Annotated in this window: 17 protein-coding genes and 3 pseudogenes; 6 read left to right on the top strand and 14 right to left on the bottom strand. The window is 70.5% G+C overall.

The genetic code is table 11. The annotated features are described in order from the left end of the window. Positions 1-14 precede the first annotated feature (14 nt). The 14 genes and pseudogenes from ACWD3C_RS32525 to ACWD3C_RS32460 all read right to left on the bottom strand — a co-directional run bounded on the left by ACWD3C_RS32525 (position 15) and on the right by ACWD3C_RS32460 (position 15,600). Positions 15-2,531, bottom strand: coding sequence for a PQQ-dependent sugar dehydrogenase (locus tag ACWD3C_RS32525; RefSeq protein ID WP_451149761.1), 2,517 nt, complete (start codon positions 2,529-2,531; stop codon positions 15-17). A 121-nt stretch (positions 2,532-2,652) separates the two neighbouring features. Then, complete coding sequence (locus tag ACWD3C_RS32520; RefSeq protein WP_451149760.1) at positions 2,653-3,654, bottom strand: sugar phosphate isomerase/epimerase family protein; 1,002 nt, start codon at positions 3,652-3,654, stop codon at positions 2,653-2,655. Between the two features lie 13 nt (positions 3,655-3,667). Continuing rightward, on the bottom strand, positions 3,668-4,912 hold the full coding sequence (locus ACWD3C_RS32515; protein WP_451149759.1) for a Gfo/Idh/MocA family protein: 1,245 nt from the start codon (positions 4,910-4,912) through the stop codon (positions 3,668-3,670). A 57-nt stretch (positions 4,913-4,969) separates the two neighbouring features. After that, entirely contained in the window at positions 4,970-6,007 is a 1,038-nt protein-coding gene (locus ACWD3C_RS32510; protein ID WP_451149758.1) for a substrate-binding domain-containing protein, read from the bottom strand. 35 nt (positions 6,008-6,042) lie between these two features. After that, the gene (locus tag ACWD3C_RS32505; protein ID WP_451149757.1) at positions 6,043-7,062 is read right to left on the bottom strand and encodes an ABC transporter permease; all 1,020 of its coding nucleotides are present in this window, start codon (positions 7,060-7,062) and stop codon (positions 6,043-6,045) included. Further along, positions 7,059-8,636: a sugar ABC transporter ATP-binding protein gene (locus ACWD3C_RS32500; RefSeq protein ID WP_451149756.1), complete on the bottom strand. Its 1,578-nt coding sequence runs from the start codon at positions 8,634-8,636 to the stop codon at positions 7,059-7,061. The genes ACWD3C_RS32505 and ACWD3C_RS32500 overlap by 4 nt, the downstream gene beginning before the upstream one ends. 138 nt (positions 8,637-8,774) lie before the next feature. Continuing rightward, entirely contained in the window at positions 8,775-9,956 is a 1,182-nt protein-coding gene (locus ACWD3C_RS32495; protein ID WP_451149790.1) for an ROK family protein, read from the bottom strand. A 255-nt stretch (positions 9,957-10,211) separates the two neighbouring features. Continuing rightward, positions 10,212-10,889 carry a GntR family transcriptional regulator gene (locus ACWD3C_RS32490; protein ID WP_451149755.1) on the bottom strand — a complete coding sequence of 226 codons (678 nt, stop codon included), beginning with the start codon at positions 10,887-10,889 and terminating at the stop codon, positions 10,212-10,214. A 215-nt stretch (positions 10,890-11,104) separates the two neighbouring features. Next, on the bottom strand, positions 11,105-12,049 hold the full coding sequence (locus ACWD3C_RS32485) for a beta-ketoacyl-ACP synthase III (protein WP_451149754.1): 945 nt from the start codon (positions 12,047-12,049) through the stop codon (positions 11,105-11,107). Positions 12,050-12,195: 146 nt separating this feature from the next. Further along, positions 12,196-12,330, bottom strand: a complete 135-nt coding sequence (locus ACWD3C_RS32480) for an MFS transporter small subunit (protein ID WP_451149753.1) — start codon at positions 12,328-12,330, stop codon at positions 12,196-12,198. After that, positions 12,299-13,630 (bottom strand): OFA family MFS transporter, encoded by a 1,332-nt coding sequence (locus ACWD3C_RS32475; RefSeq protein WP_451149752.1) that lies wholly within the window; start codon positions 13,628-13,630, stop codon positions 12,299-12,301. Before ACWD3C_RS32475 ends, ACWD3C_RS32480 begins: the two co-directional genes overlap by 32 nt. Positions 13,631-13,871: 241 nt before the next feature. Further along, positions 13,872-14,090: pseudogene (locus tag ACWD3C_RS32470) on the bottom strand (helix-turn-helix domain-containing protein); the annotation flags it as partial. Further along, the gene (locus tag ACWD3C_RS32465; protein WP_451149751.1) at positions 14,090-14,587 is read right to left on the bottom strand and encodes a DUF2975 domain-containing protein; all 498 of its coding nucleotides are present in this window, start codon (positions 14,585-14,587) and stop codon (positions 14,090-14,092) included. The gene ACWD3C_RS32465 and the pseudogene ACWD3C_RS32470, both read right to left, overlap by 1 nt. Positions 14,588-14,670: 83 nt before the next feature. Continuing rightward, positions 14,671-15,600: an RNA polymerase sigma-70 factor gene (locus tag ACWD3C_RS32460; RefSeq protein ID WP_451149750.1), complete on the bottom strand. Its 930-nt coding sequence runs from the start codon at positions 15,598-15,600 to the stop codon at positions 14,671-14,673. Positions 15,601-15,857: 257 nt separating this feature from the next. Between ACWD3C_RS32460 and ACWD3C_RS32455 the strand changes: the two genes are divergently transcribed. From ACWD3C_RS32455 to fdhD, 6 genes and pseudogenes are all read left to right on the top strand, one after another. Next, the gene (locus ACWD3C_RS32455; protein WP_451149749.1) at positions 15,858-16,829 is read left to right on the top strand and encodes a 2-dehydropantoate 2-reductase; all 972 of its coding nucleotides are present in this window, start codon (positions 15,858-15,860) and stop codon (positions 16,827-16,829) included. Beyond that, complete coding sequence (locus ACWD3C_RS32450; protein ID WP_451149748.1) at positions 16,826-18,751, top strand: molybdopterin oxidoreductase family protein; 1,926 nt, start codon at positions 16,826-16,828, stop codon at positions 18,749-18,751. The genes ACWD3C_RS32455 and ACWD3C_RS32450 overlap by 4 nt, the downstream gene beginning before the upstream one ends. A 4-nt stretch (positions 18,752-18,755) precedes the next feature. Further along, positions 18,756-19,239: pseudogene (locus tag ACWD3C_RS32445) on the top strand (NADH-quinone oxidoreductase subunit NuoE family protein); the annotation flags it as partial. A 635-nt stretch (positions 19,240-19,874) separates the two neighbouring features. Beyond that, positions 19,875-21,203, top strand: a pseudogene (locus ACWD3C_RS32440) (complex I 51 kDa subunit family protein); the annotation flags it as partial. Then, positions 21,200-22,060 (top strand): 2Fe-2S iron-sulfur cluster-binding protein, encoded by an 861-nt coding sequence (locus ACWD3C_RS32435; RefSeq protein WP_451149747.1) that lies wholly within the window; start codon positions 21,200-21,202, stop codon positions 22,058-22,060. The pseudogene ACWD3C_RS32440 and the gene ACWD3C_RS32435, both read left to right, overlap by 4 nt. 16 nt (positions 22,061-22,076) lie before the next feature. Then, positions 22,077-22,943, top strand: a complete 867-nt coding sequence (gene fdhD, locus ACWD3C_RS32430) for a formate dehydrogenase accessory sulfurtransferase FdhD (protein ID WP_451149746.1) — start codon at positions 22,077-22,079, stop codon at positions 22,941-22,943. Positions 22,944-23,248 lie beyond the last annotated feature (305 nt).

The following is a 23,248-nucleotide window of genomic DNA, read 5'->3' as shown; positions in this document are numbered from 1 at the left end:
TGTGTATGTCCCTCTCAGTCGGTGGTGAACGTGAAGTCGTCCACGTCGTACAACGCGCCGGTGCCGCGCCCCTTGAAGACCAGGTAGAGCGTGGTGGTGCCCCACGGTGCCCGGGACAGGCTCGCGGTGACGTCCTGGAAGTTCTCCCAGCCGCCGGTCACCGGCACGGTCGCGGTGCCGAGCAGCCGTCCCTTCGGGGAGCCCGCGCGGACCTCCAGCTTGCCGCCCGCGCCCGCCGAGGAGATCCGTGCGGTGATCTTCGTGGCGTTGGACAGGACGTACGGCTCGAAGGAGATCCAGTCGCCGTTGTGGATGTCGCCGACGGTCCTGCCGCCGTGCGCCGTCGGCTTGTCCTGCACGGTGATGCCGCCGGCCTCGCCGTAGTGCTCGGCCTGCCGGTGCTTGGGCTGGACCACATTCTGGTCGTGCGTGGTCAGCGGGGCCTGCCCGCCGCCTCCGCCGTCGGTGTACTCGGCGTCGAACACCCCGAAGATGTTGGCGTTCTCGTCGTGGCCGCCGTCGGCGCTGGTCTGGATGGTGCCGGTGCACCCGTTGGCGGACGTCAGCGGGTGGCCGTGGCTGTCGTGGCCGAGGATGAAGCTGACCTTCACCTTGGCGCAGTCGATCCTGCCGTCCTCCCGGTCCGCGACCCTCACCTTGAACGGCACGGCGTCACCGAAGCTGAACAACTGCCCGTCCTTGGGGAGTTCGAGCTTCACCCTCGGAGCGGTGTTGCCCACGACGACCTGCACGCTCGCGCTGCCCGTACGGCCCGAGGCGTCCTCGGCGGTCAGCGTCGCCGTGTACGTGCCGTTCTTCCGGTACGTGTACGAGGGGTTCGCCGCCGTCGACGTACCGCCGTCGCCGAAGTCCCAGCTGTACGTCAGCGCGTCGCCGTCGGCGTCCGTCGTGCCCGCGGACGAGAAGCGCACCCTCAGCGGTGCCTGCCCGGAGGTCCGGTCGGCCGCGGCCTGGGCCACGGGCGAGTGGCCGTCGGTGGCGTTCTCGATGCGGTACAGCGCCGAGTTCTCGTCGCCGCCGAACCACGCGAGACCGTAGTCGAGGACGTACAGCGCGCCGTCCGGGCCGAAGGCCATGTCCATCACCTGGGTGCCGGTCCAGGGAATGTCGTTGATGGACTGCACGGTTCCGTCGGCGTCGCTCGTGATCCGCTTGATCCAGCGGCGCCCGAACTCTCCGGCGAAGAAGTCACCGTCGTACGCCTCCGGGAACTTCACCGGGGAGTCCAGCTCGGGGTCGTAGTGGTAGACCGGGCCGCCCATCGGGGACTCGGAGCCGTCGCCGAACTCCGGCAGGGACGGGCCGTCGTAGGGAATCCAGGCGGCCTGGGCCGGGGGAAGGTCGGTCAGGCCGGTGTTGTTCGGCGAGGTGTTCCTGGGGGCGGCGCAGTCGAAGGCCGCGCCCGAGGCGCCGGTCGCGAAGTCGTAGTCGAGGTAGGCCTTGTTGTCGCCGACGCAGTACGGCCAGCCGTAGTTGCCCGGCTCGGTCACCCGCGCGAACTCGACCTGGCCGGCCGGGCCGCGTGTCGGGCTCGCCGCGCCCGCGTCGGGGCCGTAGTCGCCGACGTAGAGGATGCCGGTCTCCTGGTCGACGCTGAAGCGGAACGGGTTGCGGAAGCCCATCGCGTAGATCTCGGGGCGCGTCTTGTCCGTACCGGGGGCGAAGAGGTTGCCGTCCGGTATGGAGTACGAGCCGTCGGCGTTCACCTTGATACGCAGGATCTTGCCGCGCAGGTCGTTGGTGTTGCCGGAGGAACGCTGGGCGTCGAAGGCGGGGTTGCGGTTGGCGCGCTCGTCGATGGGCGTGTAGCCGTCCGACTGGAAGGGGTTGGTGTCGTCACCGGTGGACAGGTACAGGTTCCCCGCCGCGTCGAAGTCGATGTCACCGCCGACGTGGCAGCACAGGCCACGGGAGGCGGGGACGTCGAGGATCTTCGTCTCGCTCGCCGTGTCCAGCGTGCCGTCAGGGTTCAGGACGAACCGTGAGAGGCGGTTGACGCCCTCGAAGGGGGCGAAGTCGGCGGCGGTGCCGGTCTCGGGGGCGTCGCCCGCCGGGGTGTCCAACAGGGGTGCGTAGTAGAGGTAGATGAAGCGGTTGTCGGCGAAATCCGGGTCGATGCCGATGCCTTGCAGGCCCTCCTCGTCGTGCGCGTACACGTCGAGCTTGCCCACGAGTCTCGTGTTGCCCGCGGCGTCCGTCATACGGAGTTCGCCGTCGCGCGAGGTGTGCAGGACCGAGCGGTCCGGGAGTACGGCGAGCGACATGGGCTCGCCGACCTCGGGTTCGCCCTTGGCGAGGGTGACCTGCTGGAAGTCCTCCGCGGCGACCGCGGGGGCCGCGCCCGGGTCGGCGACGGCTGCGCCGGCCGCGGGTGCGGTGAGACCGAGTGAGGTGCCCGCGAGCAGCAGTCCGCTGAGCAGGGCGAGTGCCCCGCGGAATTTCGTGAGCCTCGGGCGTCTCGGGTGTGTGGTGCGACTCCTGTTGTCCCTGTTTTCGTCGTACGGGTGCACGAAATGCCTCCAGGAAGGGGCTGGTCGTACGCGGGTGCACGGGTGTGTGCGGGACGCCGGGGTGCGCCGTCACCCCGGAGAATCGGTGCGTTCAAATACCATCAACTGCTGTCTAATGCGCTCAATTGCCGCCGAACGCCGCGTCGAAGGACGCCGACGGCGGTTCGAAGTCGTACGCCTTGAGGCGGGTCAGCGCCTCGGGGGCGCCCTGGAGCCGGTCCATTCCGGCGTCCTCCCACTCGACGGAGACCGGGCCCTGGTAGTCGATCGAGCGGAGCATCCGGAAGACGTCCTCCCAGGGGACGTCGCCGTGCCCGGCCGACACGAAGTCCCAGCCACGGCGCGGGTCGCCCCAGGGCAGGTGCGAGCCGAGGCGGCCGTTGCGGCCGTCGAGCCGCTTGCGGGCCTCCTTGCAGTCGACGTGGTAGATCCGGTCGCGGAAGTCCCACAGGAAGCCGACGGGGTCGAGGTCCTGCCACACGAAGTGGGACGGGTCGAAGTTCAGTCCGAAGGCGGGACGGTGGTCAACGGCGGCCAGCGCGCGGTGAGTTGTCCAGTAGTCGTACGCGATCTCGCTCGGGTGGACCTCGTGCGCGAACCGCACGCCCTGGGCGTCGAAGACGTCGAGGATCGGGTTCCAGCGTGTCGCGAAGTCGTCGTAGCCGCGCTCGATCATCGACTCGGGGGCGGGCGGGAACATGGCGACCAAGTGCCAGATGGCGGAGCCGGTGAATCCGATGACGGTGTCGACGCCGAAGGCGGCGGCCGCCCGCGCGGTGTCCGCCATCTCGGCGGCGGCCCGCTGCCGTACACCTTCGGCCTCCCCGTCGCCCCAGATGCGGGCGGGCAGGATGGCCTGGTGGCGCTCGTCGATGATGGCGTCGCAGACGGCCTGGCCCACCAGGTGGTTGGAGATGGCCCAGCACTTCAGGCCGTACTTGTCGAGCAGTTGACGCCGCGAGTCGATGTACGAGGAGTCCGCGAGCGCCTTGTCCACCTCGAAGTGGTCGCCCCAGCAGGCGAGTTCGAGTCCGTCGTAGCCGAAGTCGCGGGCGAGGCGGCAGACCTCTTCGAGGGGGAGGTCGGCCCACTGGCCGGTGAAGAGCGTAAAGGTGCGCGGCATGCGAAAGGCCTCCTCAGACCGCTATCGGTGTGTAGACGGAGTTCTTCTCGGCGCTCTCCTCCACCGCCGCGAGGACGCGCTGCACCTGGAGCCCGTCGGTGAAGGACGGGTCGGGGCGGCTGCCGGCGGCGATGGCGTGCACGAGGTCGCGGGCCTGGTGCACGAAGGTGTGCTCGTAGCCGAGGCCGTGGCCCGGCGGCCACCAGGCCTCCAGGTAGGGGTGGTCGGGCTCGGTGACGAGGATGCGGCGGAAACCGGCGTGGGCGCCGGGTTCCGTGTGGTCGTGGTAGGCGAGTTCGTTGAGCCGTTCGAGGTCGAAGGCCAACGAGCCGCGCTCGCCGTTGAGTTCGATGCGCAGGGAGTTCTTGCGTCCGGTCGCGAAGCGCGACGCCTCGAAGGAGGCCAGCGCGCCCGAGGCGAACCGCCCGGTGAACAGGGCCGCGTCGTCGACCGTGACAGCCCCCTTCCCGGCGCCGCCGCCCGCTGCCGCGAGCCCGCTCGACACTCCTGCGGGCAGCGGCCGCTCCCGTACGAAGGTCTCGGTGAGCGCGGAGACCCCCACGACCGGCTCCCCCGCCAGGTACTGCGCGAGGTCGACGATGTGCGCCCCCAGGTCGCCGAGCGCCCCGGAGCCCGCCGCCTCCCTGCGCAGCCGCCAGGTCAGCGGGAACTGGGGGTCCACGAGCCAGTCCTGAAGGTACGTCACCCGTACGTGCCGCAGGGCGCCGAGCCGCCCCTCGTCGACCATGCTGCGGGCGAGCGCGGTGGCGGGCACCCGGCGGTAGTTGAAGCCGACCATGGCCGACTGACCTCGTGCGGAGGCCTCTTCGGCCGCCTCGGCCATGGCCCGGGCCTCCTCGACCGTGTTGGCGAGGGGCTTCTCGCAGAGGACGTGCTTGCCGGCGGCCAGTGCGGCGAGGGCGATCTCGGCGTGGCTGTCGCCGGGGGTGCAGATGTCGACGAGGTCGACGTCGTCCCGGGCGATCAGGGCGCGCCAGTCGGTCTCGGCCGCCGCCCAGCCGTGCCGGTCGGCCATGGCGCGCACAGCCTGTCCGTCACGGCCGCAGACGGCGGCGAGGACCGGGCTCAGCGGCAGATCGAAGACGTGGCCGGCGGTGCGCCAGCCTTGCGAATGGGCGGCGCCCATGAACGCGTATCCGATCATGCCCACGCCCAGCGAGGGCTTCTCGGCCCCCGAGGGCTTCTCGGCCCCCGTGGCGCCCGGCTCTCCCTCGTCGCCCTGGTGCGGCTGTGTCATCAGGATGTCCTCCTCGTCCTCGTCGTCGTGGTGCGTGGGGGGTGCGGGGGCGGTGCGTCACCTGAAGCCGGTGGGCATGTACTGGTCGACGTTGTCCTTGTCGACGACGGCCGAGTAGAGCGTCAGCGAGGCCGGGATCTCGAACTCGGCGAGGCCGCCGACCCCCTTGCCCTGGCCGAGGGCGCGGGCGAGGTCGATCGCGGACGCTGCCATGGTCGGCGGGTAGAGGACGGTCGCCTTCAGTACGCCGTCGTCCTGCTCGATGGCCTGGAAGGCGGACAGGGCACCCGCGCCGCCGACCATCAGGAAGTCGTCGCGCCCGGCCTGCTCGATGGCGCGCAGCGCGCCGACGCCCTGGTCGTCGTCGTGGTTCCACAGGGCATCGAAGTTCGGCTGCGCCTGCAGGAGTTGAGCCATCTTCGCCTGACCCGACTCGACGGTGAACTCGGCGGCCTGGCGGGCCACCTTCGTGATGTTCGGGTAGTTCTTCAGGGCGTCGTCGAAGCCCTGGGTGCGCTGCTGGGTCAGCTCCAGGTTGTCGAGCCCGGCCAGTTCGATGACCCGGGCGTCGTCCACGTCCTTGAGCTGCTCGCCGATGTAGGTACCGGCGTTCAGGCCCATGCCGTAGTTGTCGCCGCCGATCCAGCAGCGGTACGCCTGCGGGGAGTTGAAGATCCGGTCGAGGTTGACGACGGGGATGCCCGCCCGCATCGCCTTCAGGCCGACCTGGGTGAGCGCCTTGCCGTCGGCGGGCAGCACGACCAGCACGTCGACCTGCTTGTTGATGAGGGTCTCGATCTGGCCGATCTGCGCGGCGGTGTCGTTGGAGCCCTCGGTGATCTCCAGCGTGACGTCCTCGTACCTCTCCGCGCGGCTCTTGGCGTTCTCGTTGATCGCGTTGAGCCAGCCGTGGTCGGCCTGCGGTCCGGCGAAGCCGATGGTGACGTCCTTGCCGGGCGTGTCTTCGGCCGCGGGCTGCTCGTTGGCGGCGGGGTCGTCGTCGGACTCGTTGCTGGTGCAGCCGGCGAGGAGTGCGCCGGTCGAGACGGCGGCCGCCCCGAAGAGCAGTCCTCTGCGGCTCGTGAGCTCTGGCATGGCGGTGTGCCCTTCCCGTGTCGGATCGTCCCGTGTCAGGTCGTGCTTGCCGTACGTCGCTGGACCAGGACCGCGGCGACGATGATCGCGCCCTTGGCGATCTGCTGGACGTCGCTCTGGAGGTTGTTGAGCGCGAAGATGTTGGTGATCGTGGTGAAGATCAGCACCCCGAGCACGGAGCCGGTGATGGTGCCGCGGCCCCCGCTGAGCAGCGTGCCGCCGATGATCGCGGCGGCGATGGCGTCGAGCTCGTACAGGTTGCCGTTGGTGTTCTGGCCCGAGCCGGACAGGATGATCAGCAGGAACGCGGCGATGCCGCAGCACAGCCCGGACAGCAGGTACAGGTACAGCCGCTGCCGTCGTACGTCGATGCCGGCGAGCCGGGCCGCCTCCGCGTTGCCGCCGACCGCGACCGTGCGGCGGCCGAAGGTGGTGCGGTTGAGGATCAGCCAGCCGATGATCGTGACGACGGCGAAGACCATGACGAGCGGCGGGATGCCCAGCACGTACGCGTCGCGCTCGCCGAGGTCCAGGACGCCGTCCACGGTGACGACCTGGGTCCTGCCGTCGGTGATCTGCAGGGCCAGTCCGCGGGCCGAGGCCAGCATGGCGAGGGTGGCGATGAAGGGGACCATCCCGCCGTACGCGATGAGCAGGCCGTTCACCAGGCCGCAGCCCAGGCCGACGATGACGGACGTGAAGAGGATGCCTCCGAAGCCGTACTCCTGTGTCGCGACCGTCGTCGCCCAGACGGAGGCGAGGGCGACGATCGCGCCGACCGACAGGTCGATGCCGCCGGAGGTGATGACGAAGGTCATGCCGACCGTGACGACACCGATCACCGAAGCCTGAGTGAGGACGAGTTGGAGGTTGCGGGTGTCGAGGAACTCGTCGGGCTTGGTGATGCCGCCGATGACGACCAGCACGGCGAGGACGCCGAGGAGCGAGAGGGTGCGGACGTCGGCGCGGAACAACACGGTGCGCCACGGGGGGAGTTCACGCTCCGGCTGCACCTTGTCGGTGGTGCCCCGGGGCGGGGATACGGGCTGCGTCATGACGCCGGGGTTCCTTCCATGGAGCTTCCTTTCGTGGGACCCGGGGGAACCGTGGGACCCGTGGGGCTTCCTTCCATGACCAGGTCGAGGACGCGGTGCTCGTCGAGTTCACCCGCGGGCGCCCGGTGCACGACCCTGCCCTCGCGCAGCACGAGCACCCGGTCGGCGAGCCCGAGCACCTCGGGCACCTCGCTGGAGACCAGCAGCACGGCCAGGCCCTCGTCGGCGAGGCGCCGCACGACCGCGTACAGCTCGGCGCGGGCGCCGACGTCGACGCCTCGGGTCGGCTCGTCGAGCAGCAGGACGCGGCAGCCGCGCAGCAGCCAGCGCGCGAGGACCGCCTTCTGCTGATTGCCGCCGGAGAGCGTGCGCACCGGCACGGACGGGTTGTCGGGGCGCAGCGACAGCTCCCGCGTCGCGGCCCGCGCGGCAGCCAGCTCGGCGCCCCGGTCGATCCAACCCCCGTGCGAGAAGCGGGACATGGAGGACACGGACACATTCCGCGTGACGGACTCCAGCATCAGCAGCGCCTGCGCCTTGCGCTCCTCGGGAGCGAGCCCGAGCCCGGCCCGCACGGCGGCCCGTACGCTGCCTGGCTTCAACGGCCTTCCGTCGACCTGGACTTGACCGGTCGTCGGCTTGCGGGCGCCGTAGATCGTCTCCAGGATCTCGGAGCGGCCCGAGCCGACGAGTCCGGCGAGGCCGACGATCTCGCCCGCCTGGACGTCCAGGTCGAAGGGCTCGAACTCTCCGTCGCGCGCCAGCCCCCGCACCTGGAGCACCGGTGTGCCAGCACCGGGCGGAGACGTGGGCCGCTCCGGAAAGACATACTCGACGTTCCGGCCCGTCATCAGCGCCACGACCTCACGGGTCGGCGTGGTCTTCGCGGGCAGCCCTCCGGCCACGGCCCGCCCGTCCTTCAGTACGGTCACCCGGTCGCCGATGCGGCGGATCTCCTCCAGGCGGTGCGAGATGTAGACGACGGCGACCCCGTCGGCGGTCAGGTCCCCCACGATCCGGAAGAGGTTGTCGACCTCGTCGGGGTCGAGCGCGGCGGACGGCTCGTCCATGACGATGAGGCGTACGTCGTGGGAGAGCGCCCGGGCCATGGAGACGATCTGCTGCTGGGCGGCCGACAGTTCCCCGACGAGCCGGGCCGGATCGATCTCCGAGTGCCCAAGTCGCTTCATCAGCTGGGCGGTTGAGGACCGCGCGGTCCTCCGTCGTACGACGAAACCGGCGGCCGTGGGTTCATGGCCGAGGTGGACGTTCTCGGCCACCGACAGGTGCTCCACCAGATCGAGTTCCTGGTAGATGGTGGCGATGCCGAGGCGCATGGCAGCGATGGGCGAGCGGAGGGTGACATGGTCGCCGCGCCAGCCGATGGTGCCTCCGTCGGGCTGGTGGGCGCCGGCCAGGACCTTGATGAGGGTGGACTTTCCGGCGCCGTTCTGGCCGAGCAGACAGTGCACTTCGCCGGCCTGGACATCGAGGTCGACGCCGTCGAGGGCCCGGACTCCGGGGAACGACTTGGTCATACCGGACATGGTGAGCAGCGGTGTTTCTGGTGCCATGTGGGTTCCCCTTGGCGGGCGTGCGGGCCGGTTTCAAGGCGAATTCGCTTGTGCTTCGCATGTGCTTCGCTTGTGCGGCAAGCGTTTTCAGGCAGGGCAGAGCAGGGCGCTGTGCTGGTGGCGTAACCGACGGAGCGGTTACGCGGGAGAGAACAGGTGGTCGCTGATGAGCCGGGCCGCGCCGATGACACCGGCGGTGGGGCCCAACTCCCCCAGCACGATGGGCAGGTTGCCGGTCGCAAGCGGCAGCGACTGGCGGTAGACCTGGGTTCGGATGGCGGCGAGCAGGGTGTGGCCGAGGCCGGTGACCCCGCCGCCGATCACCACCAGGCCCGGGTTGAAGAAGCTGACGAGTCCGGCGATGACCTGACCGGTGCGGTTGCCGCCCTCGCGGATCAGGTCGAGGGCGGTGGCGTCGCCCGCGGCGGCCGCGGCGGCGACGTCCACGGCGGTCAGGGTGCCGTTCGCCTCCAGACGGGTCGCGAGTTCCGCCGACTGCCCCTGTTGGGCGGCGTCCACGGCGTCGCGGGCGAGCGCGGCGCCGCTGAAGTGGGCCTCCAGGCAGCCCCGGTTGCCGCAGGCGCACGGGCGGCCGTCCGGTACGGCGAGGATGTGCCCGATGTCGCCCGCGCTGCCCGTCGTACCGCGGTGGACCTCACCGCCGGCCACGATGCCGCAGCCGATACCGGTACCGATCTTGACGCAGAGGAAGTCGCCCACGGAGCGTGCGACGCCCGCGTGCTGTTCCCCCATCGCCATCAGGTTCACGTCGTTGTCGACCATGACCGGGCAGCCGAGTTCCTGGCTGAGTGCCTCGCGCACCGGGAACCCGTCCCAGCCCGGCATGATCGGCGGGGCCACCGGAACACCCTCGGGGAAGCGGACCGGGCCCGGGACGCCGATGCCGGCGCCGTCGAACCCCTCCGCGAGCCCGGAGGCCTTCAACTTGGCGGCCATGGACAGGACTTGCTCGAAGACGGCGACGGGCCCTTCCCGTACGTCCATGGGCTGGTTGATGTGCCCGAGGATCTCCAGCTCCGGGTTGGTGACCGCGACGTCGATGGAGGTGGCCCCGATGTCGACGCCCAGGAAGCGGAGCGCGGGGGCGAGCCGGATGTTGTGGGAGCGGCGGCCACCGCGCGAGGCGGCGAGTCCGTCGGCCACGACCAGGCCCGTCTCCAGCAGCCGTTCCACCTCGACGGCCAGCTTCGACCGCGAGAGGTCGACCTGATCGCCCAGCTGGGCCCGGGAGTTGGGGCCGCCGTCCCGCAACAGGCGCAGCAGCCTGGCCTGGTGCGCGTTCGCGGGTCGAGCCGTCATACGTCTCACGAGCCCCTCCCCGCCTCAACCGGCCTGCGTCCGTCGGGTTCCGGCCACCTCTGTGTGGCTTGCTTTCGAGGGGAACGTAGCAGCGGCTGCCGTGGCTGGGAAGAAGTTGCGCACGAATTGCTTCCAACTTTCTCCACTCACAGGACAAAGCAGTGCGTGCACTTGGGCGGCCCGGTGCGCTTGGGGCCGCTTCGAGGGACTTCGACGGACTTCGAGGGGCTTCGAGGCGCTTCGCGTGACCGTGGGCTACGGTCGCGGGCGCTCGTGGTACGTCTTGCGCGTGTGTTCGGTGTGCGCCCGCATGACCTCGGTCGCGCGCTGTTCGTCGCGGGCCTCGATGGCCGCGATGAGTTCGCGGTGCTCAATCCAGGACTGCTGCCCGCGCTGCCGGGCCACCGGCGTGTAGTACCAGCGGACACGGCGGTCTACCTGGGCGGCGAGTTCGGCGAGGACCACGTTTCCGGCGAGTTCCATGACCTTCGCGTGGAAGCGGGCGTTCATCGCGACCGCGCCGTCCACGTCGTCGGCGACGACGGCCCGCTCGCCCTCGGCGCACAGCTCCTCCAGGGCGGCGATGCCCGCGGTGCCCGCGGTGGCGGCGGCGAGCCGGGCCGCCTCGGCCTCCAACAGCGTGCGTACGGTGAGGAGTTGGTCGGCCTCCTCCTCGGTCGGCTCGTGCACGAACGCCCCCTGAGCCGGGCGCAGGTCGACCCAGCCCTCTGTGTTCAGCCGTTGCAGGGCCTCGCGCACGGGCTGCCGGGACACTCCGAGGTGACCGGCGAGTTCGCTCTCGACGAGGTGCTGGCCGGGGCGCAGGGCGCGCGTGGTGATCAGTTCGAGCAGAGCCTCGTAGACACGGTCGCGCAACGGTCCGGGGCGTTCGAGCTTGGGCACCGCCCCCTGCGGAAGTCCTGCCGACAACATCGCGGTCCCCCTCCGAGCACCACCAGGCGCTGCAAACGGAAAGTCAAAGGCCAGTATGAATTGGCTTTCGTCTACAGTCTACGGTGCACAATGGCCAGGCCCACGAGGAGTTGGGCACGTCACACCACGGCCGGACACCACAGTCGGACACCCACGGCCGGACACCACAGTCGGAAGCAGGGCACCACAGCGGGGCTCCATCGCCCGGGAGCCCCTCACGGGCAGCGGACGACCTGCCCCGCGTACGACAGGTTCCCGCCGAAGCCGAACAGCAGCACCGGGTCCCCGGTGGAGACCTCACCGCGCTCGACGAGCTTCGAGAAGGCCAGCGGAATACTCGCCGCGGACGTGTTGCCGGACTCGGTCACATCCCGTGCCACCACGGCGTTCACCGCGCCGATCTTCAGCGCGAGCGGCTCGATGATCCGCAGGTTGGCCTGGTGGAGGACGACGGCGGCGAGGTCGTCGGGGGTGAGTCCCGCCCGTTCGACGGCCTGGCGCGCGATGGCCGGAAGCCGGGTGGTCGCCCAGCGGTAGACGCTCTGCCCCTCCTGCGCGAACCGCGCGGGCGTCCCCTCGATCCGTACCGCGTGCCCCATCTCGGGCACCGAACCCCACAGCACGGGCCCGATGCCGGGCTCGCCCGGCCCGGAGGCCTCGACGACCGCGGCGCCGGCGCCATCGCCGACGAGCACGCACGTCGTACGGTCGGTCCAGTCCGTGACGTCGGACATCTTGTCGGCGCCGATGACCAGGACCCGGGTGGCGGCGCCGGCGCGGACGGCGTGGTCAGCGGTGGCGAGGGCGTGTGTGAAGCCGGCGCAGACGACGTTGACGTCCATCGCGGCCGGCGACGGGATACCGAGGCGGGCGGCGACACGGGCGGCCATGTTCGGGGAGCGGTCGACGGCCGTGGAGGTGGCGACGACGACCAGGTCGACGGCGTCCGGGGCGAGGCCGGCCGCGGCGAGCGCCTTGGCGGCGGCGTGTGCGGCCAGCTCGTCGACCGGCTCGTCGGGGCCGGCGATGTGGCGCGTACGAATGCCGACCCGGCTCCTGATCCACTCGTCGCTGGTGTCCACCAGGCCCGCCAGGTCCTCGTTCGTGAGCACCCTGGCGGGCTGGTAGTGGCCGACGGCGGCAATGCGCGAGCCGTTCATTCGGGTGGTCCCCCTCGTTGCTGGGTCAGCGGGATTCACCAGTCTGATCAGTGACTCACGGGTACGAGGGCGGGTGAGGCGACAGGATTGGGGCGTCCGGGTTGTGGGCTTCTGTCAGACCCTCGGACGCCCGAACACCTGCCGGGTCACCCGGTGAACAGTTGCGTCGCCTTTCGCACGAGTTCGTACAGCCCGTATCCGAGCGGCACCCCCACCCATACCCAGGCGAAGGCGATCAGTGCCCGCCGGTCAGGCGTTTTCGGACTGCTGTCGCTGGACATCGGCGGCCTCCTTCGGGGACGGGACGTGGTGGCGGGCGTGGACGGGCCGGACGAACTCGTTGGCGATGAAGCCGACGACGAGCAACCCGATCATGATGAAGAACGACAGCCCGTACAGCGACGGGCCGGTCCGGCCGGCCTCCTCCTGCCGGTCGGCGATCCAGTTCACGATCAGCGGTCCGAGGATCCCGGCCGTGGACCAGGCGGTGAGCAGCCGGCCGTGGATCGCACCGACCTGGTAGGTGCCGAAGAGGTCCTTCAGATAGGCGGGGATGGTCGCGAAGCCGCCGCCGTAGAAGGACAGGATGACGATCGCGCAGAGGATGAACAGCGGCTTCGACGAGTCCCCGAGCAGCGCGATGAGCAGATACATCAGCGCGCCCACGCCCAGGTAGACGCGGTAGATGTTCTTGCGGCCGATCAGGTCGGACGTCGACGACCAGGCGATACGGCCCGCCATGTTGGCCGCGGAGAGCAGCGCGACGAATCCGGCGGCCGCCCCGGCCGAGACCGGCATGGAGGAGTCGGCGAAGAAGTCCGTGATCATCGGGGCGGCCTTCTCCAGGATGCCGATGCCCGCGGTCACGTTCATGCAGAGGATGACCCACAGGCACCAGAACTGGGGCGTGCGGACGGCGCTGCGGGCCGAGACCTGCACGCCCTCAAGGGCGCTCGGCGCCGAGGCCACCGGCTTCACACTGCGCGGCACCCGCACCAGCAGCACGCCGAGCGACATGAAGACGGCGTACGCCAGCCCGTGCACGAGGAAGGCGAGCGCGATGCCGGAGGAGTCGGCGCCGAAGGTCTCCAGCATCTGCGCGGACCACGGCGAGGCGATGAGCGCGCCGCCGCCGAATCCCATGATCGCGATGCCGGTGGCCATGCCGGGCCGGTCCGGGAACCACTTGATCAGCGTCGAGACGGGTGAGATGTAGCCGATGCCGAGGCCGATCCCGCCGACGAAGCCGTAGCCGAACACGATCAGCCAGTACTGCTCGGTGGCGGCGCCCAGGGCGGAGAGCAGGAAGCCGGAGGAGAAGCAGACGAGGGCCACGGTCATCGCCCACCGTGGCCCGTTGCGCTCCACCAGCGTGCCGCCGAACGCGGCGGACAGGCCGAGCATGACGATGCCGAGCTGGAAGGGCAGCGCGCTCTGCGTGCCGCTGAGGCCGAGCGCGGACTCCAGCGGCGGCTTGAACACGCTCCAGGCGTAGGCCTGTCCGATGGAGAGGTGGACCGAGAGGGCGGCGGGGGGAACGAGCCAGCGGCTCCAGCCGGCCGGTGCGACAGGGGGACTCATGATCCCGGAAGGTAGGTGGCAGCCGTGTGGTTGAGAAGCCGTCGGGTCGACCGTATGCGGTGAGCGGTATCCAACGCGCGACGAACGGTCGCACTGGCCGGATTTCGCCAGGACCCGACAGGCTTCCCCACGGCCGCACAAACCCTCATGTGACGTTATGCGCTGGTTGGTCAGGGGTGCCTGGTGTGCCGGGGCTGCCGGGTATGGCTTCTGGCCGGTTGCCGTCCGTGGCCGGAGTGGCTTGGTCCGCGGCGCCGTCGGCCTCCCAGCGCAGCAGGTCTCCCGGCTGGCACTCCAGCGCCTCGCAGAGCGCGGCGAGCGTCGCGAAGCGCACCGCCTTGGCGCGGCCGTTCTTGAGCACCGCCAGGTTGGCCGGCGTGATCCCGACGCGCTCCGCGAGCTCGCCCACGGACATCTTCCGCCTGGCCAGCATCACGTCGATGTCGACGACGATCGGCATCAGATCACCTCGGCCAGCTCGGCCTCCAGCTGCGCCGCCTCGACGTCCCGCTCCACGGCCTGGGCGAGCAGCATCCGCAGCACGAGCACGATGAGCGCGACCCCCAGGACCGCCACGCCGGCCCCGCACACGAGGAGGACCACGCCCGGGGGCACGGCTTCGCCGGGCGCCAGGACGACCGCGAGCGCGAACACGAGGAGCGCGGCCGCCACCATCGCGCCGATCACCACCTCCACGTACCGGAAGGCGGCGTGGGAGAACACCGTTCCGCGCCGCACCATCGTCACCAGCCGCCACACGCAGACCAGGACGACCTGGACCGCCACCATCCCCATGACCGCGATCACGAGGACCGGGGTACGCACATGCGCGAGGTCCGCGTCGAGATCCTCCAGATCGACGGCCAGCAGCGGCACCATCACCGCCTGCACGAACACCGAACCGGCGAGCAGCACCACGAGCACGGCGCGCAGCGCGAGCACTGTCAGCTTTCCCATCACCCCTCCTTCAATCGTGCAACGATGGAAACCTATCGAAAATCGATAGATTAGAAAAGCCGGCGCCCTCAGATCCCCCGGACTCAGCGGCTCACAGCGGTCTCCCGCTCCACACGCGACAGCTTCTCGGGGTTGCGCACGATGTAGAGCCCGGTGACGAGGCCGTCGTCGATCCGTACGGCCACGACGTTGTCGATCTCCCCGCCGAGCCGCATGATCAGGGCCGGGCCGCCATTGAGCTGTACCGGTTCGAGCGTCGCCCGGCCGCCGATCTTCGGCACGCCGGCGCCCAGCAGGCGAGCCACCTTGTCGGCCCCCACGATGGGCCGCGGCACAGCCTGCTTGACTCCGCCGCCGTCGCTCAGGAGGACGACCTCCGGCGCGAGGATGTCGAGCAGACTCTGCAGGTCGCCCGTTTCGACCGCCCGCTGGAAGGCGCCGAGCGCAGCTCGGGTCTCGGCCGGAGAGACGTCGCCGCGCGGCCGACGCGCGGCGACGTGTGCCCGCGCCCGGTGGGCGATCTGGCGTACGGCGGCGGGGGTCTTGTCGACGGCTTCCGCGATCTCGCCGTACCCGAGGTCGAACACCTCGCGCAGCACGAACACCGCCCGCTCGGTCGGTGTGAGCGTCTCAAGGACCAGCAGCATCGCCATCGAGACGCTCTCGGCGAGTTCGACGTCCTCGGCCACGTCGGGCGCGGTCAGCAGCGGCTCGGGCAGCCAGGAGCCGACGTACGACTCCTTGCGCCGACTGAGTGTACGCATCCGGGTGAGCGCCTGGCGGGTGGTGATCCGGACCAGGTACGCGCGCCGATCCCGCACCGTGTCGAGATCGACGCCCGCCCACCGCAGCCAGGTCTCCTGGAGGACGTCCTCCGCGTCGGCCGCCGAGCCGAGCATCTCGTAGGCGACCGTGAAGAGCAGGTTGCGGTGGGCGACGAACGTCTCGGTGGCGGGGTCCGGACGGCCGTCCTCGCTCATGCCCCCGCCGTGTCCTCCGGCGCGGTCTCCCATGACTGGCTCCTGTCTCTGCGCTCTCGACCGTGTCACCCCACAAGACGCCGGGCCCCACCGTTTTGTGACACCACTTCGTGACACCGCTTTGTGACACCACTCTGTGGCTCCAGAGGACCAACCGGCGGCCCAAGCCACACCCTCTCGCTCCGGTGCTGCGCGAACCCTTGCTGCGCCAAGTTCCATACTGTAGACAATATTTCGTCGACAGAGTTCGACAGTTCCTCGGTACCCTCGACCGAACGGAGCTCCCTCGTATGAAAGTCGCAGTTCTCGGCGCCGGTGCGATCGGCGCCTACGTCGGCGCCGCCCTGCACCGTGCGGGCGCCGATGTGCACCTCATCGCCCGTGGACCGCATCTCGCGGCCATGAGGCAGCACGGGGTGCGGGTGCTCAGCCCGCGCGGCGACTTCACCGCGCGCGCCCACGCCACCGACGACCCGGCCGAAGTCGGCCCGGTCGACCAGGTCTTCCTGGGCCTGAAGGCCAACTCGTACGCGGCGTGCGGGCCGTTGATCGAGCCATTGCTGCACGACACGACGGCGGTGATCGCCGCCCAGAACGGCATTCCCTGGTGGTACTTCCACCGGCACGGCGGCCCGCACGACGGCCACCGCGTCGAAAGCGTGGACCCCGACGGCGCGGTCAGTGCGGTGCTCGCGCCCGAACGGGCCATCGGCTGCGTCGTCTACGCGGCAACCGAGCTGGCGGGGCCAGGAGTGGTACGGCACCTCGAAGGCACCCGGTTCTCCATCGGCGAGCCCGACCGCAGTGTCTCGGCGCGCTGTACGGCGTTCAGTGACGCCATGCGGGCGGGCGGCCTGAAGTGCCCGGTCGAGCCCGATCTGCGCAATGACGTCTGGCTCAAACTGCTCGGCAACATCTCCTTCAACCCGATCAGCGCGCTCGCCCGCGCGACCATGCGGCAGATGTGCCTGCACGGCGGCACCCGCCAGGTCATCGAGACCATGATGGCCGAGACGCTCGCGGTCGCCGAGGCCCTCGGCTGCCAGGTGGGCGTCTCCATCGAGCGCCGCCTCGCGGGCGCCGAGCGCGTCGGCGACCACCGCACCTCCACTCTCCAGGACCTGGAGCGCGGCAAACCGCTCGAACTCGACGTACTGCTGGCCGCCGTCGTCGAGTTGGCGGAGATCACCGGTGTTGAGGTGCCCACCCTGCGCACCGTCCACGCCCTCTCGGACCTGCTCGCGCTGAGGAGCGCCGCATGAAGAAACGCGACCGAACCCCGAAGACATACACCCGGCTCACACATCCGCTCATCAGGGACTCCCGCGAGGAGCCGTTCCGGCGGGCGAGTTGGGACGAGGCGCTCGACCGCGCCGCCCGCGGCCTCGGCGCGGCGCGTGGCGCGTTCGGCATGTTCTCCTGCGCCCGCGCGACCAACGAAATGAACTACGTGGCCCAGAAGTTCGCACGGGTCGTCATGGGCACCAACAACGTCGACTCGTGCAACCGCACCTGTCACGCCCCGAGCGTCGCGGGCCTGTCGGCCGCCTTCGGCTCGGGCGGCGGGACGTCGTCGTACGAGGAGGTGGAGCACACGGACCTCATCGTGATGTGGGGCTCCAACGCCCGCTTCGCGCACCCGATCTTCTTCCAGCACGTGCTGAAGGGGATACGGAACGGGGCGCGGATGTACGCCGTCGACCCGCGCCGCACATCCACCGCCGAGTGGGCGGAGAGCTGGCTCGGCCTGAACGTCGGCACCGACATCCCGATGGCCCACGCGATCGGACGCGAGATCATCCACGCGGGCCTGGCGAACGAGGCGTTCATCGAGCGGGCGACCACCGGCTTCGAGGAGTACAAGGCGCTCGTCGAGCCGTGGACGCTGTCCCTCGCCGAGAAGGTGACGGGCGTACCGGCCGCCGCCGTCAGGGAGTTGGCCCACGCCTACGCCCGCGCCGAGCGCGCCCAGCTGTGCTGGACCCTCGGCATCACCGAGCACCACAACGGCACGGACAACGTGCGTGCGCTGATCAACCTGTCGCTGCTGACGGGCCATGTGGGCCGCTACGGCTCCGGCCTGCAGCCCCTGCGTGGCCAGAACAACGTGCAGGGCGGCGGCGACATGGGCGCGATCCCCAACCGCCTGCCCGGCTTCCAGGACATTCTCGACCCCGGCGCACGGCTCAAGTTCGAGTCCGCCTGGGACACCGTCATCCAGCCTCGCTACGGGCTGAACCTGACCGAGATGTTCGAGGCGATGGAGGAGGGCACGCTCCGGGCCGTCTACTGCATCGGGGAGAACCCGGCGCAGTCGGAGGCCGACAGCGAGCAGGCGGTACGGCGGCTCGGCGCCCTCGACTTCCTCGTCGTCCAGGACATCTTCCTCACCAGGACGGCCGAGTTGGCGGACGTCGTGCTGCCCGCGACCGCCGGGTGGGCCGAGACGGACGGCACGACGACCAACAGCGAGCGCCGGGTTCAGCGCGTACGCAGGGCGGTGACCCCGCCCGGCGAGGCCCGCGAGGACATCGACATCATCTGCGAGCTCGCGGCGCGGCTCGGCCACGAGTGGAAGTACGCCGATGCCGAGTCCGTCTGGAACGAGCTGCGGTCGGTGTCGCCGGACCACTACGGGATGACGTACGAGCGGCTGGAGACCTACCAGGGCATCCAGTGGCCCTGTCCGGACACGGACAAGCTCGAACCGACGTATCTGCACGGCCGGTTGTGGGACCCGGACCCGGCCGGGCGGGGCAGGCTCGCACCCTTCGGGCTGGTGCGGCACGATCCGCCGGTGGATCTGACGGACGAGGAGTTCCCGATCCGGCTGACCACCGGGCGGCGGCTCGACTCGTACAACACCGGGGTGCAGAGCGGTGGTTTTGCCTCTCCGCTGCGGCGGGGCGAGTACGTGGAGCTGTGCCCGGAGGACGCGGAGCGCTACGGGGTGGTGGTCGGCGAGGAGGTACGGGTGTCCTCGCGGCGCGGCTCGGTGGTGGCGCCGGTGTGGGTCGATCCGGCCCTGCGGCCCGGGCTCGCCTTCATGACCATGCACTTTCCCGACGAGGTGGACACCAACCAGCTGACGATCGAGGCGAACTGCCCGATCGCGGGCACGGCGGAGTTCAAGGCCTCGGCGATCCGGATCGAGAAGCTGCCGGTTGCTACCTACGTGAGGTGATGTGGTGGATCTGCACTTCGGCGACAGCAAGCCCACGGACGAGGAGAAGGCGGCCGTCGACGCCCTGCTCGGGCCTCCGGAGTCCTCGTGGGAGGGCGCCGACCGGTCCGATGCCGACCTGAGGTGGGCGCGGGGTGGCCGTGCGGCCCGGGACCGCCGCGACCTGCTGTTGCCGGGGCTGCACGCCGTCAACGACCGGGTCGGCTGGATCAGTGAGGGTGCCCTCGGCTATCTGTGCCGGCGGCTGACGGTGCCGCCTGCGGAGGCGTACGGCGTCGCCACGTTCTACTCGATGTTCTCGGTGAAGCCTCGTCCCGCGACGGTTCTGCACGTCTGCACGGATCTCGCGTGCGCGGTGGCCGGGGCTTCTGAGCTGTGCGCCGGGGTGGAGTCGCGGTTGGGCCCGGCCAGCGGGGTCTCGGTCGAGCGGAGCCCCTGCCTGGGGCTCTGCGAGCGGGCGCCGGCGGCGCTGGTGGTACGGGCCGGGGTGACCCCCGAGGAGGATCTCGCCCCCGCCGCCCCTACCCGTCCCATCCCCAGGGGCTCCGCCCCTCCGACCCCACCAGGCGCTCCGCCCCTGGACCCCCCTCGGGGCTCCGCCCCGAACCCCGTTTCCGGGGGCCGGCCCCCGGACCCCCGCTCCTCAAACGCCGGAGGGGCTGAATTTCCCTGGACCGAGGCGGAATCTCCGCGACCCGGGGCTGGATCATCGCGGACCGAGGAGGAATCTCCGCAGACCGGAGCTGGATCCACCCGCACTGGGGGCAGGTTTTCGCTCAGCGAAGCTGGATCTTCGCAAGCGGAGGCTGAATCCTCCCGGACCGAGGGTGGATCTTCGCGGAGCGGGGCGGAATCTTCGCGGAGCGGGGCCGAACCTTCGCTGAGCGGGGCCGAACCTTCGCTGAGCGGGGCCGAACCTTTCAGCCGAGGCCAGGCATCACCAGCCCGTCCGGCGTTTGAGGACGAGGCCGGAGGCCGACAAGCCGCCCACTCGCCCGTGCACAACGCACCCACCCAAGGCACTCCCAGGCGGGGGTCTGGGGGCGGAGCCCCCGGCGGGGGTCCGGGGCGGAGCCCCGGGGATGGGACGGGTAGGGGCGGCGGGGGCGAAACAACCAGGGTCACCACCGTCGTCGCCCCTGCCACCCCGGACGGCACCGCCCTCGCGGCCACCGCCCCGGAGGCAGCCACAGCCGAACCCCCCGCCGCCACAGCAGTACCCCAGGCAGGCGACCCGGGCCTCATCCTGCTCCGGCGCATCGGCGCGGTGGACCCCGCCTCCCTGGACGACTACCGCGCACACGGCGGCTACACAGCCCTCCGCCACGCCTTCGCCCTCGGCCCCGCCGGAGTCATCCGCGAAGTCACCGACGCGGGCCTGGTCGGGCGCGGCGGCGCCGCCTTCCCCACCGGCCGCAAATGGCAGGCCACGGCATCGCAGCCCGACCACCCGCACTACCTGGTGTGCAACGCGGACGAGTCCGAGCCCGGCACCTTCAAGGACCGGGTGGTGATGGAGGGCGACCCGTACGCCCTCGTCGAGGCGATGACGATCGCGGCGTACGCGGCAGGGGCCCACAAGGGGTACCTGTACCTGCGCGGTGAATACCCACGCGCACTGCACCGCCTGGAGCACGCCATCACACAGGCACGGGCACGCGGCCTGCTCGGCGACGACATCCTCGGCCACGGCTACGCCTTCGACATCGAGATCCGGCGCGGCGCGGGCGCGTACATCTGCGGTGAGGAGACCGCCCTGTTCAACTCGATCGAGGGGTACAGAGGGGAACCGCGCTCGAAACCGCCCTTCCCCGTGGAGAAGGGTCTGTTCGGCAAACCCACCGTCGAGAACAACGTCGAAACACTCGTCAACGTCCTGCCCATCCTCACCATGGGCGCACAGGCCTACGCCGCGATCGGCACCCCCAGGTCCACAGGACCGAAGCTGTACTGCGTGTCGGGCAGCGTCGGCCGCCCCGGCATCTACGAGCTGCCCTTCGGCGCCACCCTGGGGGAGCTGCTCACACTCGCCGGTGTACGCGACCGGCTGCGTGCCGTCCTCCTCGGCGGCGCCGCCGGCGGTTTCGTGCGCCCCGACGAGCTGGACATCCCGCTCACCTTCGAGGGCACCCGCGAGGCGGGCACCACGCTCGGCTCGGGCGTCGTCATGGCCTTCGACGACACCGTCCCCCTCCCCCGGCTCCTGCTCCGCATCGCCGAGTTCTTCCGCGACGAGTCCTGCGGCCAGTGCGTGCCGTGCCGGGTCGGGACCGTACGGCAGGAGGAGGCGCTGCACCGGATCGTGGAGCGGACCGGCGCCGCCGCGGCCGACGACATCGCCCTGCTGCGCGAGGTCGGCCGCGCGATGCGGGACGCCTCGATCTGCGGTCTCGGGCAGACCGCGTGGAACGCCGTGGAATCCGCCATCGACCGTCTGGGGGCGTACGCATGACCGTGACACCACTGGGAATCCCCCGCCGCCTGCTGGAGTTCACCATCGACGGGGAGACGGCCAGGGCCCCCGAGGGCTCGACGATCCTCGACGCCTGCCGGGCGGCCGGAAAGGACATCCCCACCCTCTGCCAGGGCGACACGCTCACCCCGAAGAACGCCTGCCGGGTCTGTGTCGTCGAGGTCGAGGGGGCCAGGACCCTCGTCCCGGCCTGCTCCCGCAAGGCGGAGCCCGGCATGGACGTACGGACCGACACCGAGCGCGCCCGCCACAGCCGCAAGATCGTGCTCGAACTGCTCGCGTCCTCGGTCGACCTGTCGACAACGCCCGAGGTCGCCGAATGGATCAAGGAGTACGAGGCGAAGCCGGACCGCTTCGGCCCGGACGCGGCCCGCCTCGACGAAGAGCCGAAGATCGACAACGACCTGTACGTCCGCGACTACGACAAGTGCATCCTCTGCTACAAGTGCGTGGACGCCTGCGGCGACCAGTGGCAGAACACCTTCGCCATCTCCGTCGCCGGGCGCGGCTTCGACGCCCGGATCGCGGTCGAGCACGACGCGCCGCTCACGGACTCGGCGTGCGTGTACTGCGGGAACTGCATCGAGGTGTGTCCGACGGGAGCTCTGTCCTTCAAGTCCGAGTTCGACATGCGGGCGGCGGGTACGTGGGACGAGTCGGCGCAGACGGAAACGACGACCGTGTGCGCTTACTGCGGAGTGGGCTGCAACCTCACCCTGCACGTGCAGGACAATGAGATCGTGAAGGTCACCTCGCCGCACGACAACCCGGTGACCCACGGCAACCTCTGTATCAAGGGCCGCTTCGGCTACCAGCACGTGCAGAACCGGGACTGATGGGACTGATCGGAACATGGGACGAGTCACGGAACGACGCAAGGTGATCCGTATCCGGGACGGCGTGGTCTCCACCCGCCCGGACACGCTCGTCGCCGAGGAACCCCTGGAGATCCGCCTCAACGGCAAACCCCTCGCGATCACCATGCGCACCCCGGGCGACGACTTCGCGCTGGCGGCGGGCTTCCTGGTGAGCGAGGGGGTGCTCGGGGACGAGAAGGAGCTCCAGAACATCGTCTACTGCGCGGGCGCCACGGTGGACGGCTCGAACTCGTACAACGTGGTGGACGTGAGGACGGCCCCGGGTGTCGTGATCCCGGACATCACGCTCGAACGCAATGTCTATACGACGTCGTCCTGCGGCCTGTGCGGCAAGGCGAGCCTCGACGCGGTCCGTACGACGGCCCGGTGGGCCATCGACGACGGTGACGCCTCCCCGGACACTCCCCCGGTCCGGCTCGACCCCGAACTCCTCGCGAGCCTCCCCGACGGGCTGCGCGCGGCCCAGCGGGTCTTCGACCGGACCGGGGGCCTGCACGCGGCTGCCCTGTTCAGCGAGGACGGCGAGCTGCTGGACATCCGGGAGGACGTGGGCCGGCACAACGCGGTGGACAAGCTGGTCGGCCGGGCCCTGCAGAACGGCGCGCTGCCGCTGTCCCGCACGGTCCTGCTGGTCTCGGGCCGCGCCTCCTTCGAGCTGGCCCAGAAGGCGGTGATGGCCGGCATCCCGGTCCTGGCCGCGGTCTCGGCGCCGTCGTCACTGGCGGTCGACCTGGCTGCCGAGTCCGGCCTGACCTTGGTGGGCTTCCTGCGGGGCAGTTCCATGAACGTGTACGCGGGCGAGCACCGGATCGCCCTGCGGGCCGCTGCCACCCAGGGCTGACCGGCACCCCCGCGACAGCGCGGCGGGGCCCCGACCGGCGGGGAGCGCCCCCTGCGCCGACAGGGCCCCGCCGCGCGCACCTTGATTGGCTCGTGAGCCTCTATCGGCTCGTTCGCCTCCGGGGCGCCTGAGCCGGTGCCGAGAGCCCGACCGTGCTCAGGCACCTTTTTTGGCTCGTTCGCCTACGGGGCGCCACAGCCGGTGCCGAGAGCCCGACCGTGCTCAGCCCTCCTTCGTCGGGCCTGCGCGCGCTCGGGCTCTCGGCACCGGCGCGCCCCTACGGGGCACACGCGGCCCACGCGGTA

The organism is Streptomyces sp. NPDC002845, assembly GCF_053591955.1.
The sequence above is the reverse complement of the archived record's forward strand: the minus strand, read 5'-3'. Positions and strand labels throughout refer to the sequence as shown.

What these genes read in the sequence shown, in the direction of transcription:
- ACWD3C_RS32520 (WP_451149760.1), bottom strand. Translation starts at nt 3,654, where the DNA reads ATGCCGCGCACCTTTACGCTCTTCACCGGCCAGTGGGCCGACCTCCCC.
- ACWD3C_RS32515 (WP_451149759.1), bottom strand. Translation starts at nt 4,912, where the DNA reads ATGACACAGCCGCACCAGGGCGACGAGGGAGAGCCGGGCGCCACGGGG.
- ACWD3C_RS32510 (WP_451149758.1), bottom strand. Translation starts at nt 6,007, where the DNA reads ATGCCAGAGCTCACGAGCCGCAGAGGACTGCTCTTCGGGGCGGCCGCC.
- ACWD3C_RS32505 (WP_451149757.1), bottom strand. Translation starts at nt 7,062, where the DNA reads ATGACGCAGCCCGTATCCCCGCCCCGGGGCACCACCGACAAGGTGCAG.
- ACWD3C_RS32500 (WP_451149756.1), bottom strand. Translation starts at nt 8,636, where the DNA reads ATGGCACCAGAAACACCGCTGCTCACCATGTCCGGTATGACCAAGTCG.
- ACWD3C_RS32495 (WP_451149790.1), bottom strand. Translation starts at nt 9,956, where the DNA reads ATGACGGCTCGACCCGCGAACGCGCACCAGGCCAGGCTGCTGCGCCTG.
- ACWD3C_RS32490 (WP_451149755.1), bottom strand. Translation starts at nt 10,889, where the DNA reads ATGTTGTCGGCAGGACTTCCGCAGGGGGCGGTGCCCAAGCTCGAACGC.
- ACWD3C_RS32485 (WP_451149754.1), bottom strand. Translation starts at nt 12,049, where the DNA reads ATGAACGGCTCGCGCATTGCCGCCGTCGGCCACTACCAGCCCGCCAGG.
- ACWD3C_RS32480 (WP_451149753.1), bottom strand. Translation starts at nt 12,330, where the DNA reads ATGTCCAGCGACAGCAGTCCGAAAACGCCTGACCGGCGGGCACTGATC.
- ACWD3C_RS32475 (WP_451149752.1), bottom strand. Translation starts at nt 13,630, where the DNA reads ATGAGTCCCCCTGTCGCACCGGCCGGCTGGAGCCGCTGGCTCGTTCCC.
- ACWD3C_RS32465 (WP_451149751.1), bottom strand. Translation starts at nt 14,587, where the DNA reads ATGGGAAAGCTGACAGTGCTCGCGCTGCGCGCCGTGCTCGTGGTGCTG.
- ACWD3C_RS32460 (WP_451149750.1), bottom strand. Translation starts at nt 15,600, where the DNA reads ATGGGAGACCGCGCCGGAGGACACGGCGGGGGCATGAGCGAGGACGGC.
- ACWD3C_RS32455 (WP_451149749.1), top strand. Translation starts at nt 15,858, where the DNA reads ATGAAAGTCGCAGTTCTCGGCGCCGGTGCGATCGGCGCCTACGTCGGC.
- ACWD3C_RS32450 (WP_451149748.1), top strand. Translation starts at nt 16,826, where the DNA reads ATGAAGAAACGCGACCGAACCCCGAAGACATACACCCGGCTCACACAT.
- ACWD3C_RS32435 (WP_451149747.1), top strand. Translation starts at nt 21,200, where the DNA reads ATGACCGTGACACCACTGGGAATCCCCCGCCGCCTGCTGGAGTTCACC.
- fdhD (WP_451149746.1), top strand. Translation starts at nt 22,077, where the DNA reads ATGGGACGAGTCACGGAACGACGCAAGGTGATCCGTATCCGGGACGGC.